Here is a 15977-nt window from a genome sequence, read left to right on the forward strand (position 1 = left end):
TGCGTGGCGGACGGCACAGGTCTGGAAAACACATCCCGAAGAAGCGCGTGAGTGCGCGTGGCAGCCGTAAACGGTTGCCGTGCGGAAACGGAATGCCCTTCCCGGACACCCCGCCGGCGGGTTTGCGATGCTGCTGGCCGGCAGGTCTCCTGACTGGCGCGTCATCACCATGCTCCTGCCTTCCCGGGCGTGGCCCAGTGGCGTGTGAAAAAGGAGCAGGCTCGGCGCCTACAGTTGCGGGGGCAGTTGCGTTTTCGCACCGGTAAGCGGCGCGGACGAATTCCCTGTTAGTTCCTTTCGGAAACCGGCGGGGCGCGATGGTACGGGATAGAGCGGCACAGGGCCAGTGTTGGAGTGGTGGTGATGTTGAGGGCCTCATCGCTGGCAAGCCGGCTTGCCGGCGATGAGGCCCTCAGTGACAGCGATGTTGTCGGGGCGTCGAGCCTCAGCGATCCGCCAACACCACCACCCGCTGTCCCGCCCGCACCGGCGAGCCGGGCTCCACGCGCACTTCGGCCACCCGGCCATCGCACGGCGCCAGCACCGGGATTTCCATCTTCATCGACTCCAGCACCACCAGCACATCGCCGGCCTTGACCCGGTCGCCAGCGCTGACCTGCACTTGCCACAGGTTGCCGGCGATCGGGCTGTCCACGCCTTGCTGGCCGGCTTCGAGCGCTGCTTCTTCAGCCGCAGGGGCTGCCGCTTCGTCGCTTTCGAAATGGGCCTGGCCGGAGGCGATCCAGCGCTCGCGCTCGGCGTTGAACGCCGCCTGTTGTTGCGTGCGGAAGGCGTCGATGCCCGCCGCTTCGCGGGCGAGGAACTCCTGGTAATCGGCGAGGCACAGTTCGCTCTCTTCGATCTGCAACGGGTAGCGCCCCAGCGGGAAATCACGGCGAATCCGCAGCAGTTCGTCCGCTGTCACCGGGTAGAAACGGATGCGGTCGAAGAAGCGCAGCAGCCACGGCTTGCCACCGAACGCGGCGACCTCGCGGTAGCGGTTCCACATCTGCAAGGTGCGGCCGACGAACTGGTAGCCGCCCGGGCCTTCCATGCCGTACACGCACAGGTAGGCGCCGCCGATGCCCACCGAGTTTTCCGCGGTCCAGGTGCGCGCCGGGTTGTATTTGGTGGTGACCAGCCGGTGCCGCGGGTCCAGCGGCGTGGCGACGGGGGCGCCGAGGTAGACGTCGCCGAGGCCCATCACCAGATAGCTGGCGTCGAACACGGTGCGCTGCACTTCGTCCAGGTTCGGCAGGTCGTTGATGCGGCGGATGAACTCCAGGTTGCTCGGGCACCAGGGCGCGTCCTTGCGCACGGTGGTCATGTATTTCTCGATCGCCAACTGGCAGGCCGGGTCGTCCCAGGACAGCGGCAGGTGGACGACCCGCGACGGCACGCGCAGGTCGCTCTGCTCGCAGACCTCGTCCCAGACGTCGCTGACGATGCCCAGCAGATCACGCAGCGGCAATACCTGCGGCTGGTAGTGAACCTGCAGTGAACGGATACCCGGGGTCAGGTCGATCACCCCCGCCAGTGCCTTGGCCTCAAGCGCCTGCATCAGCGCATGGCCGCGGAAACGTAGCACCAGATCCAGCTCCGCCGCGCCGATTTCCAGCAGCAGGTGGGTGTCGCCGGACAGCCGCGCCACCAGGCGCTTGTCGGCTTCGCCGCGATCCAGCACGACCGGGTCGATGAGGTGGGTGGCGTCGAACGGCGCGTCACCGGCGTGGGCCTGTTCGATGCTCACCGGGACGAAGCGCAGCATGTCGCCGGCTTTCAACTGCCCCAGTTGCCAGAGGTCGTCCTGGATGATCGTCACCGGGCAGACGAAGCCGCCCAGGCTTGGCCCGTCCGGGCCGAGGATCACCGGCATGTCGCCGGTGAAATCCACCGCACCGATGGCGTAGGGGTTGTCGTGGATGTTGGACGGGTGCAGGCCGGCTTCGCCGCCGCTGTCGCGGGTCCATTGCGGCTTGGGGCCGATCAGGCGCACGCCGGTGCGGCTGGAGTTGAAATGCACTTCCCAATCGCTGGCGAAGAAGGTCTGGATGTACTCGGCGCTGAAGTATTCCGGGGCGCCGTGGGGGCCGTAGATCACCCGCAGGGTGCGCACGGCGGCGAGGCGGGTGCGTTCGCTGTCGGCCAGGCTTTGGCCGGCGCTGCGGTCGGTCAGCGGATTGAGGTGCAGCACGTCGCCGGCGCGTAGCGCACGCCCGGCGTGGCCGCCGAACTGGCCGAGGGTGAAGGTGCTTTTGCTGCCGAGGTAGTCCGGCAGTTCCAGGCCGCCGCGCAGGCACAGGTAGCTGCGTGCGCCGGCGCCGGTGATGGCGCCGAGGCTCAGGGTCGAGCCGGCAGGGATCAGCAGGGCGGTGTCCATTGGCTGTTCGATGCCGTCGAGGCTGACGGGCAGCGCCGCACCGGTCACCGCCACCACAGCGTCGCAGTTGAAGCGCAGCGTCGGGCCGCTCATGGTGATTTCCAGGCCCGCCATGCCTTCGGGATTGCCCAGCAGGCGGTTGCCGTGGCGCAGGGCGCGGCTGTCCATCGGCCCGGACGGTGGCACGCCGACCGCCCAGTAACCGAGGCGGCCGGGGAAATCCTGGACGCTGGTGAGGGTGCCGCCCGCCAGCACTTCAAAGGTGTTGGCCTGGTAATGCAACTGTTCCAGGCAACGGGTCCAGGGCTCGCCGCTGGCGAACGGGGCGAAACCGAGGATCTGCCGCAGGTACTCGCGGTTGCTTTCCACGCCGTACAGGCGAGTGTCACTCAGCGCCTTGTCGAGGGCGGCGCTGGCTTGGTCGCGGCTTGGCGCCCAGGCGATCAGCTTGGCGATCATCGGGTCGAAGTAGGGCGGGATTTCGCAGCCGGCCTCGACCCAGGTGTCGATGCGCAAGGCGCGGCCATCGGCCTCGGGGAAAGCCACTTCAGTGAGTAGGCCGGGGCAGGGCTGGAAGTTGCGGCCCGGGTCTTCGGCGTACAGCCGCGCCTGGATCGCATGGCCGCTCGGTTTCAGGTCGGCGATCAGTTGCGCCAGCGGCGGCAGGCAGCCGGCGGCCAGTTCGATCATCCAGCGCACCAGGTCCACGCCCCACACCTGTTCGGTGACGCCGTGTTCCACCTGCAGGCGGGTGTTCACTTCCAGGAAGTAGAAGCGCTCGGCCTGGCTGTCGTAGACGAATTCGACGGTGCCGGCGCTGCGGTAGCTCACCGCCTTGGCGAGGGCGATGGCGGCGTCGCAGAGCTGTTCGGCCATGCCCGCGGGCAGGTTCGGCGCGGGGGTTTCCTCGATGACTTTCTGGTTGCGCCGCTGCACCGAGCAGTCGCGCACGCCGAGGGCGATCACCTCGCCCTGGCCGTCGCCGAACACTTGCACCTCAAGGTGCCGCGCGCGTTCGATGTATTTCTCGACGAACACTCCGGCGTCGCTGAAGTTGTTCTGCCCCAGGCGCTTGACCGCGTCGAAGGCGTCTTCAAGCTCCGCCGCCGAGCGGCACACGCGCATGCCGATGCCGCCACCGCCGGCGGTGCTCTTGAGCATCACCGGATAGCCGACCTGGCTTGCGGCGCTATGGGCAGCAGCGAGGTCGTCGAGCAGGTCGCTGCCTTCCAGCAGCGGCACGCCGTGGGCCTTGGCCAGGGCGCGGGCGGTGTGCTTGAGGCCGAAGGTGCGCAGGTGCTCCGGCGTCGGGCCGACGAAGGCGATGCCGGCGGCTTCGCAAGCTTGGGCGAAGGCGGCGTTTTCCGAGAGGAAGCCGTAGCCGGGATGGATGGCCTGGGCGCCGCTGTCACGGGCGGCGGCGAGGATCTTGTCGACCACCAGGTAAGTGCTGGCGGCAGGCCCTTCACCCAGGCTGATGGCCTGGTCGGCCTGTTGCAGGTGCTGGCTGGCGGCGTCGGCTTCGGCGTACACGGCAACGCCGCGCACATCGAGTTGGCGCAGGGTGCGCAGGATACGGCAGGCGATGGCGCCACGGTTGGCGATCAGCAGCTTCTCGAACATGAGGCTGTCCTAACGGGGAGGGCGGGTCGTCCCGCCGGTAATCATCTGCGCCACGGTCGTCCGTGGCTGAACGCGCTCAGCGTTGCTTCGAAGGGCTCGACAGGCATTGCCCGGCACGGCTCTGGCAGAGGGAGAACAGCCAGCGACGCAAACGTTTCAGTTCCATATCAGCACCTGCGCGGGGGTCGGGTTCCAGCCATTGCACGGGTTGTTCAGTTGCGGGCAGTTGGAGATCAGCACCAGGGTGTCGATGTGCGCCAGCAGCTCCACGTACTTGCCCGGACCGGACAGGCCGTCCTCGAAGGTCAGGCCGCCCTCGGCGGTGACCGGCACGTTCATGAAGAAGTTGATGTTGGCGCTGATGTCGCGCTTGCCGAGGCGGCCGTCGTGCAGGCTGGCGCGCAGGAAGTTGTCGCGGCAACTGTGCATGTAGCGGGTGCTCAGGGCATAGCGCACGGTGTTGCTTTCCTGGGCGCAGGCGCCGCCGAGGGTGTCGTGGCGGCCGCACAGGTCGCGGGTGATGGTCAGCATCGGCTGGCCGAGATTGGAATACAGCACGCTGCCTTCGCCGAGGTACACCCGGCCCTGTTTGCGCAAGGTGCGTTGCGGGTCGTAGCGCTCGCGCGGGTTGCGCGCATTGAAGAACAGCGTGTCGACGGCCTGGTTGCCTTCGAGGTCGAGCAGGCGCAGGGTCTGGCCGGCCTTGACCTCGCAGATGAAGGGCTCGCCGGCGGCGATGGTGGCCTGGTAGACGGCGGTCTCGGCGCTACGGATTTCGGTTGTCGCGTTCATGGCGGGCCCTCAGACGTACAGGCGTTCGGTGTTGTGGAAGCCGCGGGTGTTTTCCGCGCGCGACGTGCGGCAGAGCAGGCTGACGCTGTCGCCCTGGACCTGATGCCAGCTCAGGTGCAGCGGCTTGGGCGCGTAGCTCGGCGACGGGTCCATGGGGTGTTGCAGGGCGGTGAGCACCACCAGGGTGTCCATCGGCGCGTACAGCTCGATGTAGTCGCCGGCCTTGGAGTTGCCCGGCACGAAATGCAGGAAGCCGTCGGCGTCCACGTCCACCCGGCTGAACAGGTTGATGTTCATCAGCAGGTCGGCCAGGCCCAGGTCCCACTTGCCCATTTCCACCAGCAGGTTGTCGACGCCGTTGCGGTGGAAGCCGTTGCGCAGTTCCTGGTAGCGGCCGTCGCTGTATTTCTCCCGCACCTCGTCAGCGTTGAGCACGCCGCCGAGGCTGTCGTGCCAGCCGCAGGTGTCGGCGGTGATCGCCGCCAGCACCCGGCCCATGTCCGAATACAGGCAGTGGCCGCTGGTGAGGCGCGCGGTGTGCTGGCACTTGAGGGTGTCCGGCAGGTTCAGCCGCTCGCTTTTTTCAGCGGCGTTGAGCAACAGCAGGCTGGCGTTGGCGCCGCCTTCGAGGTCAGTGATGCGCAGCAGTTGCCCGCGCTTGAGCACGAACGAGGTGTGGCCGCCGCCGGGGACGGTTTCCTCGTACAGGGTGGGGCGCAGTTGCAGTGAGGCAGTCATGGTCAGGCTCCTTGTGTGGCGTGCAATTGGCTGGCGATGCGCGGCGGCAGCGCGTCGAGGGCGCTGCGGGCGGCGCGGCGATCGCTGTTGAGCGGGATGTCGTAGGTGATCCGCGCGCCGTAGGCGTTGGGCGCCTGGACCTCGCGGCGAATCTTGTCGAACACCAGCAGGCGGGTGCCGAGGCTGAAGCCTTCGCTGAGGTCATGGGTGACCATGAACACGGTCAGCCGGGTTTCCCGCCACAGCGCCAGCAGCAGCGCGTGCATGTCCTTGCGGATACCCGGATCGAGGGCGCCGAAGGGTTCGTCCAGCAGCAGAACACGCGGCTTCATCACCAGCGCCTGGGCGATCGCCAGGCGTTGCTGCATGCCGCCGGAGAGCTGCGCCGGGTATTTGTCCAGGGCGTGGCCGAGGCCGACTTTTTCCAGCAGTTGCGCCGCCTGCTCGCGGGCTTCGCGCTTGTGCCGGCCCAGCAGGCGACCGAGCAACGGCGCGCTCGGCAGTTCCAGGCCGAGGGCGACGTTGTCGAGCACGTTCAGGTGCGGGAACACCGAGTAGCGCTGAAACACCACACCGCGGCTGGCGTCGGGCTCGACCACCAGTGGCAGGCCGTCGAGCAGGATGCTGCCGCGGCTTTGGCGCTCCTGGCCGAGCAGCAGGCGCAGAAAGGTGGACTTGCCGCAGCCGGAGGTGCCGACCAGGGTGCAGAACTCGCCTTCCGCGACGCTCAGCGAAAGGTTTTCCAGCACCACCTGATCTCCGTACACCTGCCAGAGGTTTTTCACTTCGAGAAAGGCGCTCATGGCCGGGCTCCTTCGTACCAAGGGAAGGCGCGGCGCGACAGCAGGCGCAGACCCAGGTCCATCAGCCAGGCCAGCACGGTGATCCACACCACGTAAGGCAGGATCACGTCCATTGCCAGGTAGCGGCGGACCAGGAAGATCCGGTAACCGAGACCGTCGGTGGCGGCGATGGCTTCGGCGGCGATCAGGAACAGCCACGCCGCGCCCAGGCTCAGTCGCAGCGACACCAGCAGGCGCGGCAGCAATTGCGGCAGCACCACCCGCAGCAACAGGGTCCAGGTGTTGGCGCCGAGGGTCTGCGCCTTGATCAGCAGCTCGCGGGGAATTTCCCGGGCGCGCTGCTCCAGGTCACGGGCGATGGCCGGGGCGATGCCGATGACGATCAGCACCACCTTGGACAGCTCGCCAAGACCGAAGACGATGAACAGCACCGGCAGGATCGCCAGCGGCGGCACCATCGACAGCACCGTGAGCAGCGGCGACAGCGGCGTGCCGAACAGCGGCAGGGTGCCGGCGAGCATGCCCAGGGTCAGACCGAGCAGGGCGGCGATGCCGATGCCCAGGCCGAGGCGGGTGAGGCTGGCGGCGGTGTCCTTCCACAGCAGGTAGTCGCCGGTGCGCTTGTCCTCGGTAAAGGCCATGCGTTGCACGGCGTCGACCATCTGCGCGGCGCCGGGCAGCAGTTTGTCGTTGGGGTTTTCGCTGAGCCGCGCCGCCGACCCGGTGAAGTAGGCGAACAGCAGCAGAGCGAAGGGCAGCAGCACCAGAAGCAGGCGCCCGGCCCGGTCGGGCTGACGGTTGATCAGACGCATGGCGAGTATCCCGGTCAGTGACTCAGAGGCTGCCGTCGGCGGCCATTTGCATGTAGCGCGGGTCGAAGCGCAGGCGCAGATTGCCGGCATCGCCGCGCACCACGTCATTGGCGAAACTCATGCCCACCGCATCGGCGCTCTGCGCGCCCTCGCCGAGCAGACCGTGGTCGAAGCTGAAGCGCGCGACCCGGTCCATCGTCTCCGGCAGCGCCGCGCTGGTGGCGAAGGCCACCGCTTCCTTCGGCGTCGCGAACAGGCGGGTGGCGTTCAACTGCGCCTTGTAGCCGGCCAGATCGGTGCCGGAAGCCTTGGCCATATGGTCCAGGGCGGCCTGGCCGCGGGGGCCGTTGTCGTGCATCAGCGCGACGATTTCGTACCAGGCGCCGGCCAGCGCCTTGCCCAGTTCGGGGTGGGCCTTGAGGGTGTCGCTGTTGACCACCAGCAGGTCCATGATTTCGCCGGGGATCTTGCTCGAATCGAACACCAGCGAGGTGTCCGGGGTGGCGGCGACGGTGGAGAGAATCGGGTTCCAGGTGGTCACCGCCGTCACCTCGCGGGTGTTGAAGGCGGCGGCGAGGTCGGCGTCGGAGGTGTTGACCACCTTCACATCGCGCTCGCTCAGACCGGCCTGTTCCAGCCCGCGGGCCAGCAGGTAATGCGAGACCGACAGCTCCACCAGATTGACCGACTGGCCTCGCAGATCGGCGAGGGTCTTGCCCTTGCCCTTGAGCACCACGCCGTCATTGCCGTTGGAGAAGTCGCCGACGATCAGCGCGGTGCTGTCCACGCCACCGGCGGCGGGGATGGTCAGCGCGTCCATATTGGTCATGGTGCAGCCGTCGAACTGGCCGGCGGTGTACTGGTTGATCGACTCGACGTAATCGTTGAGCTGAGTGACCTCGATCTCGATCCCGTACTTGTCCGCCCACTTCTTCACGATGCCTTCGCTGGCGCCGTATTCCCACGGCATCCAGCCGGCGTAGATGGTCCAGCAGATGTTGAAACGGTCTTTGGCGAAAGCGCCCGGGGACAGCAGCACGGCGGCGAGGCTCGCGGCCAGCAGAGAGAGCAGACGGGGTGTACGCATGAGAAACCTCCGGTTCGGTTATCGGGCGGGCAGGAGTCGAGCGGCGCGTTGGCGCTCTCTTCTCCCGGGCTTTTATCCCGCCGTGTAACCTCGCTGGAGGTCGACAGCTCTCGGACCAGACACTCGCCGAAGCGAGCCGGAACCCTAGCTGTCCATTTCTCGAATTGTGGTGCTGTTTTGGCCGGGGTGGGCCGGTGACTCCTGCACGGTAGAGGTGAGAGCAAGAGGTGTGCCGGGTTTGGGGGGAGGTGCGGATTGTGTGGGGTGTGGGGGGTTGGTGAGGTTGGAGTGGGGAGGAGGGTGCCCGGTTATGAGGCGTGGGTGGGGAGGGGTGATGCATTGTGGTGCTGGGTTGTGGTGATTGCACTCTTCCAGATCTTTCACGCTGGTGTGCGCCTGGCGCTTGATCCACTTCTCACTCAACGTCGAGAAAAAGCGCTCAACCATATTCAACCAAGATGCCGAGGTCGGTGTGAAATGGACCTGGTAGCGCGGGTGTGCTGCAAGCCTCTGCGAATGCCGCAACTCACGAGCATTCGCGAACTTAATGAAACCTCACCCCAAGCCCTCTTTACTCTCACGACTCGACCAACAAAACCCAAACAACACCAACCCCTCCACCGGCTCATAAAACATCATCACCAGATCCGCCCCCCAACTCTGGTAGTGATGCGCGGGCACGCTGGCCACATGATGGAACGGATTACCCGCAGGGCTACACGGATACCCCGCCGTAATCCCGCTCTTCTCACATTCCGCATAACCCAGCGTCAGGCTGGACACCGGGAACTTCATGAAGTCCGCCACACCGCCAATCTGCTCGACGAATGTCATCTGCTCAACCCGGTGCAGGGGCACCTTCCTCGCCAGCTCCGACGGGCAAAACAGCAAGCCTGATTCGCGATACTTCTCTCGGGCCGCCTCAAAAGCCGCTTTCTGGTCAGAATAATGAGCCTGCAAACTTTCCCGCGCTTCGACATACGGATCAGCAAGGTGCTCGTTACCTGCATGCAGGAAGAAATAACGGCGATCACCCATCAGTCGGTAGCGTCCGTCTTCGACCTTGAAACCAATCCAGTTGGTGTGCAACAACCGGTTATGCCACGGGGTATCTTCGGTCGCCCGGCCAACGTACTCATGCTCGGTGGGCTCCAGCGGCCCCAACATCGTCAGATAGCCCGACCACTCTGGGTTCACCACACTCAGGTCAATGCCGAAAAACGGCTGCAAGTGCTCGATGAGGTCGGCCTGATCATCCACGAACACCGTCTCCGGGTCGGGGAACGGGTACAGGCCATAAGGGACGTTTCGGTAGTCCGGCCAGTTCTTCGCTACTTCTCGGAGCACACTCATGGCCTCCCGGTCTGTACTCAAGCCTTCCTTGTAAACCTTCAACAGGGCCTGCGCTGCCTCGAAATGTTCCGGGCTGAGCTGTGCCAGATCATCCGCGTTGACGGTATAGCCGGAACACTCCTGCATCGACAGTACGATCGCGCGTAAACACCTAGCGGACGCCCGATGGTCATGGACGAGGGCGTCCTTGTATTTGAGAAAGGGGGATTCGCTCATCTTTGGTCGTCCTTAGCCCAGATTTTTTGAAGTAAGAAAAACGGCATCCCGAAGGATGCCGTTTTGTATCACACAAAAAGCGCAATCAGGACGCTACGACCGCCGCCTGAGCAGCCTGTGCCTCTGCCGCCGCCCGCGCATTCTGGCGCGCCATGCCGCTGGCGTAGAGCTTGTCCAGCTCGGCCTCACCACGCGCAATCAGCTCTTCCTGAGACTGTGCAATCTTCTTCACCACGAAGTAGTGCAGGGCGGTGAGTGCGGCGTAGCCGACCACCAGTGCAGTGACGACGTCGTCACTGCGGCGTTGCGTCAGCATGTACGCGAAGGCCGCCAGGTAGATCAGGCCACCGCCGTAGGTCAGCAGGGCTTCGATCTTGTGCGAGCCCGGCACGACGTTCTTGGTGTAGATGCCACCATTACCGTTCCAGTTGATCCAGCCCGCCCAGACCATCGGCGACATCAGCGCGAACAGCGGGAACATCGCCCAGCCGAAGACCACCAGGATGCCGCCCCAGACCAGCGAGGCCACGGGATGGTATTTGGTGCCGGTATCGACGAATTTCTTGCTGGTGGAGTAGTTGATGTCGAGGAAGCTGCGGCCTTTCCAGCTCATGGTGCCGAAGATATGGCCAGGGCGCGCCTGCAGGTTGCCGTTGCCGGAGTAGGTCACGTCGGTGTCACGGTTGATGTCGTACAGCCAGGTGTTGTGGCTGACCTGCACGTCATGGCTGGTGTGGCTCTCCAGGTTGCCGAAGGCGTTCTGCTGGACGTGGGTGTTGCTGAACACGGTGTGGTTGGTCCTGGTGTCCAGCACGCGGCCGACCAGCAGTTGCATGTCGTCCAGGGCATTGGCGCTGTCGCCGAACACGGTGCGCCCGGATTTGCCCCGCTGCCAGATCGAAAAACCGACGTAGCCGATCGCGGCGCCAATGGCCAGCCAAGGCCAGCGGTAGGAGGTGACGATTTCGATGTTGTACATCAGATCGATTTCGGACTCATAGATGAACCAGAAGGCCGCCAAAGCACCCGCGCCGGCGAAGGCCAGCGCCGATTTGCGCTTGAATGCCGCGTAGCCGGCAGCGACCGTCAGCAGAAAGATGATAAAGCTCACTTCGTATCCTCGTATTGGTAAGACCGGTTTCCGGTTCGGCGACAAGATACCGGCGCCAAGGACCTGAGGCGAGTGAAAGTTGCATTTTGCTATCACTCGGAAAGGCCTCTGAACCGGGCCTTGAAGCGTTTCAGTTGAAGTGGCCTCATCGCTCGCAAGCCAGCTCGCACAGGTTCGGTGCAATGCTTCGATTTTGAGATCAGCGAAGATCTTGTGGGCGCCGCTCTTGCCGGCGATGAGCCGGCAGATACAGCCCGGTTGCCTGGCGTGGCCTCATCGCGAGCGAGCTCGCTCCTACAGGTCCGCAGTTTCTGTAGGAGCGAGCTTGCTCGCGAATTGACTCACCGCGAATACCGCGCCAACGCTTTGCGCAGCATCTCCCGCACATGCTCCCGCAATCCCACCGGCCCCAGCACTTCGATGTCCGCCGCGTTGCTCAGCAGAAACAAGCGCAAGCCTTGGCTGTCGAGAAGGTTGCAGGTCAGTTTCCAGTGCTCGGCGCCATCGGGTTGCAACACTTGATCATCGGTCAGCGGGTTCTCCCACAACCGGTTGTACAGGTTGGCGCCCAGGCGCAGTTCCAGACGGATTTCGCCGTCGCCATGCAAGGTCATCAAGTGCCGCTGGGCCTCCAGCGAATGCACGTCGTAGCCCTCGGGATCGGCGATGTTCACCCGACCCGTGTCGATCGCGACGATGCGGTGCAGCATCAACGCACACAACTCGCCCGGTCCGTTGCTGCCGTATTTGCCGCGCGGTTTTTGCGGGTCTGGCTGATAACCATCAAGCCACTGCTCTTCCGCCACCAGCGCCGACAGGTAGGTGTTGGAATCCTGGTGGGAGAGGGCGAGCGGCTTGAGTTGATAGACACACAGCGCATCATCCGCGTCCCGTGGGCGGTAGGTCACGGCCAGTGGCTCGTCGCGGAAAATCGCCTGTTGCAGACGGGTCAGCAACGCGGCGTCATAGCGCCCGGGCCGCAGCACCATGAAGCGGGTGCCAGAGGTGATGCGCCGGCCCAGATCAATCCCGCGCGGGGTCTGATGGTTCATCACGTGGATGGCGAAGTTGCGCAGCTCGGTCAGTTGTTCGGTGTGGGTCTTTAGCCCGAAGCGTTCGGCATGATCGAAGATCGCCGACAGGGTCATGGCCTCGATCGGCAGCAATTTGAGCTCATGCTGGTATTTGCTGATCCGCCACAGGATCGGCAGGCCGTTGCCCTGTTCCTCAGGCTGCACCACTCCTTTTCCTTCGAGCCATTCGAGGTCGCGATTGATGGTCTTCAGCGAGCCGGACCATTCGCTGTCAGCGCCGTGCATCAGTTTGAACAGGGTCGAGGCGGGTTGCGCTTGCTGTTGGCGGCCCAGCGCCTGGAGAAGCCGCTCGCGGCGAATTTCAAAATTTTTCATCGAATCTGGCGGACCTGGACAAAAAGTGGGAAGGCTGGCTGTTTTCATACCCGGGCTGACAGGCGATAGTGCCTGCGCCAGCCCACAGGAGCATTACATGAAGCGTCAGTCCTACCTCGCTGCTACTCACGTTGCCGGTTTTATCGACTGGTTGGCCACCGAGCTTGAATCGGTTTCGCTGTTCCGCCACCAATACGTCGATCGCCGCAAGGCATCCATCTGGCAGTGCAGCGACCTGTTCGACGCCTTCGAAGGCTACCGCTGGAACCATCCCGGCAACGAGCGCCTGGACTACGATGCGGGCGACTGCCCACGCAGCAACGCCATCGCCCTCGACGCCCTGCGCCGTGACCTGCTGGCGGCCAGCGGCGATGATGCACGCAGCCTGCTGGCCTCGCTGGACGTGATGGCCTGGGGCGGCGTCAGTGCCCGCAATGCCGACTGGCTCAAGACCAACGAGCAGGGCCTGGCGCAGACCCTGCACACGGTCAAGGCGGCGCTCGACGCCGGCGATCCGCAAGCGCCGGTACTGCGCGACAAGGGCCTGCGTTTCAACTCCGGGATGACCAAGGTCTACTCGCTGCTCTGTGAAGACTTCCTGATCTACGACAGCCGCGTGGCGGCGGCGCTGGGCTGGCTGGTGGTCAAGTACTGCAAGGCCAAGCACCTGGCCTGGGTCCCGGCCGAGTTGTGCTTCCCCTGGGCGGCGGCCAAGGAGGGGGTCAACAGCGCCGCGCCGAAGCAGCGCAATCCGGGCAACCCGCACCTGCAGTTCAAGCGCCTGCGCGCCGGGCATCACCATGCGTTGTGGAACCTGCGGGCAAGCTGGCTGCTCAGTGCGGTGCTGGCGCATCCGGCAGCGGCGGACAGCCGTTTCAATCGAGTGACCGGGCCGGTCACACCGCTGCGGGCGCTGGAGGCCGCGTGTTTCATGATCGGCTATGACCTGGGCACGGACGACGGTGTGCAGGAATACAGCGACGAATTCGCCCAACGGATTCTGGCGGTGGCGGAAGAGGATTTTGTCGAGATCGACGCCGATGAGCTGATCGGGCAACTGGATGAAATGATCAAGGCGGCGCGGCAGAACAACAGCGGGCGAGTGTGACGCGCGGGGCAGGAGGGGCCGCGTCGGCGGCCCCCACGCCTTGCATCAGAAGCTGTATTTCACGTTGAACATCACGTTGCGCGGGTCACCGTAATAGGCGGTGTTGTAGTTGCCGATACCGCTGTAATACACCCGGTCGAACAGGTTGTTGAGGTTCACCGTGCCCTTGAGCTCGTCAGTGAAATCGTAACTGGCCAGCAGGCCAACCACCGCGTAGCTGCCACGATTGAGCTTCTGCGGCCCGACCTGCTCGTCGAAGCTGTCGTCGATAAAGAAGCTCGCGCTCTGCCATTGCACATTGCCGCCGACGGTGGCCTTGTTCAGCACCCCCGGCAGGCGGTAGCTGGTGGCAGCCTTGAGCAGGTGCTGCGGCTGGGTGGTGGCAACGCGCACATGGTCGGCGTCATAGGACGCCTGGTAGACGTAGCCGGCATTGATGTTCCAGCCCGGCAGCAGCTCGCCGGCAATCTCCAGTTCCACACCATTGGTCGTCGCCCCCGATACCGGACGCATCTCGGCATTGCCCGCGCTGTTGGTCCGGCCAGTGCTTTCGGCGAGGTTGTCCTGCTTGAGCTGGAACAGCGCCAGGCTGGCGTTGAGGCGGCCTTCGAAGTACTCGCCCTTGATCCCCACTTCATAGCTTTCACCGGTCAGCGGGTCGATCGGATTGTCGCGGGCATCCTTGTTGTACGGCTGCGGTTTGAAGATGTCGGTGTAGCTGGCGTAGACGGTGTACTGCTCGTTCAGGTCGTAGGTGATGCCGGCGTAGGGGATGACCTCGCCGCGGTTGCTGGTCGGGTAACTGCGGGTCCTGCCGAGCGCGTTGAGGCTGCTCAGGGTCCAGTCATAGTCGTTGACCCGGGCACCGAGGATCACGTTGAAGGCATCAGTGGGCTTGAGCACTACGGCCGCGTAGCTGACCTTCTGCGTGGCATCGATTTTCTGCGTCGACCACCACGCCCAGTCGGTCGGGTAGGTGGCGTTGTTGTTCCAGGTGAACGGGTTGACGGTCTCGTCGGTGGTGCCATCGGTACGGCGCGATTCGGCATCGGTCTTCGAATAGTTGTAGCCGACCACCAGTTCATGGTCGCGGCCGAAGAGCTGGAACGGCCCCTTGGCGTACACGTCGAAGGACTTTTCCTCGGTGTCGGTATCGAACTTCGAGGCGCCGCCGTAATAGAAACCGTGGTCGATGGTGTTTGTGGCCGGGTCGATATGCGCGGCCGACAGCCCGGCGAGGATTTCCCGCGATTTGTACTTGCGGTAGGTGGCGGTGGCTTTGAGCATCCAGTCGTTGTCCAGACGGTGCTCGATGCCGATAAAGCCGCGCGAGGTGTCCTGGTTGCGGTAGGCCCACTTGTCCGCGGGGTTGCTTGAGCGCGACAGATCGACCCGCCGGCCATCGCTGTAGAACACTGGCAGGTGGGCGTTGCTGGTCGCGTCGTTGTTGTTCTTCTGGTAATCGAACCCGGCGCTGACGGTGGTGGCGTCGCTCAGGTCTGCTTCGAGGATCCCGTAGAAAACCTGCTGCTCGCCTTTCTGGTAGTCGATGAAACTGTCGTGCTGCTCGCTGCCAGCGACCATCCTCCCGCGCAGCGCGCCGCTGTCCACCAGCGGGCCGGAGATATCCAGCTCGGTGCTGTAGCGGTCCCAGGAACCGGCACCCGCGCCGACATGGCCCTGGAATTCACGGGTCGGGCGCTTGCGCACCAGGTTGATGACCCCGGACGGATAACCGATGCCGTTGACCAGGCCGGTAGCCCCCTTGAGCACTTCGACGCGGTCGTAGATCAGCGAGTTGCCGATGCTGTAGTTGTCGCGCACGTTGCCGCCGTCGGTGCTCAGGCTGGGAATGCCGTCGTACTGGAAGGCCTGGATTTCGAAGCCGCGGGAATAGTAGGTATAGCCCTCGGAGTTCTCGCGGTTGACGGTGACGCCGGGGGTCTGTTGCAGCACCGAGGCGAGGTTGACCAGGCCCTGGTCGTCCATCTGCTGGCGGGTCACCACGCTGACCGATTGCGGCGTCTTGCGCAGCGACAGGTCCATGCGCGTGGCCGAGGCGCTCTGGCCGACGGTGTAGGCGCCGGTGCCCTCGGAGGTCGCGCCGAGGGCTGCGCTGTTGATGGTGGTGGCGCCCAGTTCCAGCGAGCCGTCCGCTTTGGGCAGTGGCCGCAATGCGTAGCTGCCGTTGCTTTGCGGCAGCGCTTGCAGGCCGCTGCCCTGCAGCAGAATGGCGAAGCCCTGGGCGACGCTGTAGCGGCCGTCGAGGCCGGCGGACTGGCGGCCTGCGGTCAAGGCGGCATCGAACGAGATGGCGGTGCCGGACGCCGAACCGAAAGCGGCGAGCACCGACGTCAGGCTGCCGGCGGCAATCCGGTAATGCTGCTCGGCGCTGACTTCGGCGGCGCTGACGACGCCTGGCAGGCTGCCGACAGCAATGGCGCAAAGCCCGAGACGGATGGCCACGGCCACGGGTTTCAGCAAGCGTGCGTGCGGGTACTTCATGGTGTTCCTCCCCCAAATGAGGCCGTGCAAACGGCACTTG

General features: G+C 64.8%; 11 protein-coding genes, 1 pseudogene and 2 riboswitches. Of the genes and pseudogenes, 1 reads left to right on the top strand and 11 read right to left on the bottom strand.

The annotated features are described in order from the left end of the window. Positions 1-121 precede the first annotated feature (121 nt). Positions 122-324, bottom strand: a riboswitch (cobalamin riboswitch). A gap of 121 nt (positions 325-445) precedes the next feature. The 10 genes and pseudogenes from uca to CKW37_RS24235 form a co-directional block, all read right to left on the bottom strand. Further along, positions 446-4003, bottom strand: a complete 3558-nt coding sequence (gene uca / locus CKW37_RS24190; protein WP_095158749.1) for an urea carboxylase — start codon at positions 4001-4003, stop codon at positions 446-448. Between the two features lie 156 nt (positions 4004-4159). Next, positions 4160-4795: an urea amidolyase associated protein UAAP2 gene (locus CKW37_RS24195; RefSeq protein WP_095158750.1), complete on the bottom strand. Its 636-nt coding sequence runs from the start codon at positions 4793-4795 to the stop codon at positions 4160-4162. A 9-nt stretch (positions 4796-4804) separates the two neighbouring features. Continuing rightward, the gene (locus tag CKW37_RS24200) at positions 4805-5533 is read right to left on the bottom strand and encodes an urea amidolyase associated protein UAAP1 (RefSeq protein ID WP_095158751.1); all 729 of its coding nucleotides are present in this window, start codon (positions 5531-5533) and stop codon (positions 4805-4807) included. Positions 5534-5535: 2 nt separating this feature from the next. Further along, a complete protein-coding gene (locus tag CKW37_RS24205; RefSeq protein ID WP_095158752.1) occupies positions 5536-6336 on the bottom strand; it encodes an ABC transporter ATP-binding protein in 801 nt (266 codons plus the stop codon). Continuing rightward, positions 6333-7148 carry an ABC transporter permease gene (locus tag CKW37_RS24210; RefSeq protein WP_095158753.1) on the bottom strand — a complete coding sequence of 272 codons (816 nt, stop codon included), beginning with the start codon at positions 7146-7148 and terminating at the stop codon, positions 6333-6335. Before CKW37_RS24210 ends, CKW37_RS24205 begins: the two co-directional genes overlap by 4 nt. A 22-nt stretch (positions 7149-7170) precedes the next feature. After that, complete coding sequence (locus tag CKW37_RS24215) at positions 7171-8235, bottom strand: putative urea ABC transporter substrate-binding protein (protein WP_095158754.1); 1065 nt, start codon at positions 8233-8235, stop codon at positions 7171-7173. A 59-nt stretch (positions 8236-8294) separates the two neighbouring features. Continuing rightward, positions 8295-8394, bottom strand: a riboswitch (guanidine-I (ykkC/yxkD leader). Between the two features lie 183 nt (positions 8395-8577). Further along, a pseudogene (locus CKW37_RS24220) lies at positions 8578-8742 on the bottom strand (transposase); the annotation flags it as partial. A gap of 48 nt (positions 8743-8790) precedes the next feature. Further along, on the bottom strand, positions 8791-9804 hold the full coding sequence (locus CKW37_RS24225; protein ID WP_256587846.1) for a hypothetical protein: 1014 nt from the start codon (positions 9802-9804) through the stop codon (positions 8791-8793). An 85-nt stretch (positions 9805-9889) separates the two neighbouring features. Next, complete coding sequence (locus CKW37_RS24230; RefSeq protein WP_095158755.1) at positions 9890-10915, bottom strand: hypothetical protein; 1026 nt, start codon at positions 10913-10915, stop codon at positions 9890-9892. A gap of 341 nt (positions 10916-11256) precedes the next feature. Continuing rightward, on the bottom strand, positions 11257-12324 hold the full coding sequence (locus CKW37_RS24235; protein ID WP_095158756.1) for a YafY family protein: 1068 nt from the start codon (positions 12322-12324) through the stop codon (positions 11257-11259). 97 nt (positions 12325-12421) lie between these two features. Between CKW37_RS24235 and CKW37_RS24240 the strand changes: the two genes are divergently transcribed. Then, a complete protein-coding gene (locus CKW37_RS24240; RefSeq protein WP_256587847.1) occupies positions 12422-13432 on the top strand; it encodes a hypothetical protein in 1011 nt (336 codons plus the stop codon). A gap of 45 nt (positions 13433-13477) precedes the next feature. Here CKW37_RS24240 and CKW37_RS24245 read toward each other — a convergent pair whose 3' ends face one another. Further along, positions 13478-15937: a TonB-dependent receptor gene (locus CKW37_RS24245; protein ID WP_095158757.1), complete on the bottom strand. Its 2460-nt coding sequence runs from the start codon at positions 15935-15937 to the stop codon at positions 13478-13480. Positions 15938-15977: the final 40 nt, after the last annotated feature.

This window comes from Pseudomonas sp. Irchel 3E13 (assembly GCF_900187455.1).
In the GTDB taxonomy this organism is placed as follows: domain Bacteria; phylum Pseudomonadota; class Gammaproteobacteria; order Pseudomonadales; family Pseudomonadaceae; genus Aquipseudomonas.

What these genes read in the sequence shown, in the direction of transcription:
- CKW37_RS24215 (WP_095158754.1), bottom strand. Translation starts at nt 8,235, where the DNA reads ATGCGTACACCCCGTCTGCTCTCTCTGCTGGCCGCGAGCCTCGCCGCC.
- uca (WP_095158749.1), bottom strand. Translation starts at nt 4,003, where the DNA reads ATGTTCGAGAAGCTGCTGATCGCCAACCGTGGCGCCATCGCCTGCCGT.
- CKW37_RS24205 (WP_095158752.1), bottom strand. Translation starts at nt 6,336, where the DNA reads ATGAGCGCCTTTCTCGAAGTGAAAAACCTCTGGCAGGTGTACGGAGAT.
- CKW37_RS24225 (WP_256587846.1), bottom strand. Translation starts at nt 9,804, where the DNA reads ATGAGCGAATCCCCCTTTCTCAAATACAAGGACGCCCTCGTCCATGAC.
- CKW37_RS24195 (WP_095158750.1), bottom strand. Translation starts at nt 4,795, where the DNA reads ATGAACGCGACAACCGAAATCCGTAGCGCCGAGACCGCCGTCTACCAG.
- CKW37_RS24210 (WP_095158753.1), bottom strand. Translation starts at nt 7,148, where the DNA reads ATGCGTCTGATCAACCGTCAGCCCGACCGGGCCGGGCGCCTGCTTCTG.
- CKW37_RS24245 (WP_095158757.1), bottom strand. Translation starts at nt 15,937, where the DNA reads ATGAAGTACCCGCACGCACGCTTGCTGAAACCCGTGGCCGTGGCCATC.
- CKW37_RS24200 (WP_095158751.1), bottom strand. Translation starts at nt 5,533, where the DNA reads ATGACTGCCTCACTGCAACTGCGCCCCACCCTGTACGAGGAAACCGTC.
- CKW37_RS24240 (WP_256587847.1), top strand. Translation starts at nt 12,422, where the DNA reads ATGAAGCGTCAGTCCTACCTCGCTGCTACTCACGTTGCCGGTTTTATC.
- CKW37_RS24235 (WP_095158756.1), bottom strand. Translation starts at nt 12,324, where the DNA reads ATGAAAAATTTTGAAATTCGCCGCGAGCGGCTTCTCCAGGCGCTGGGC.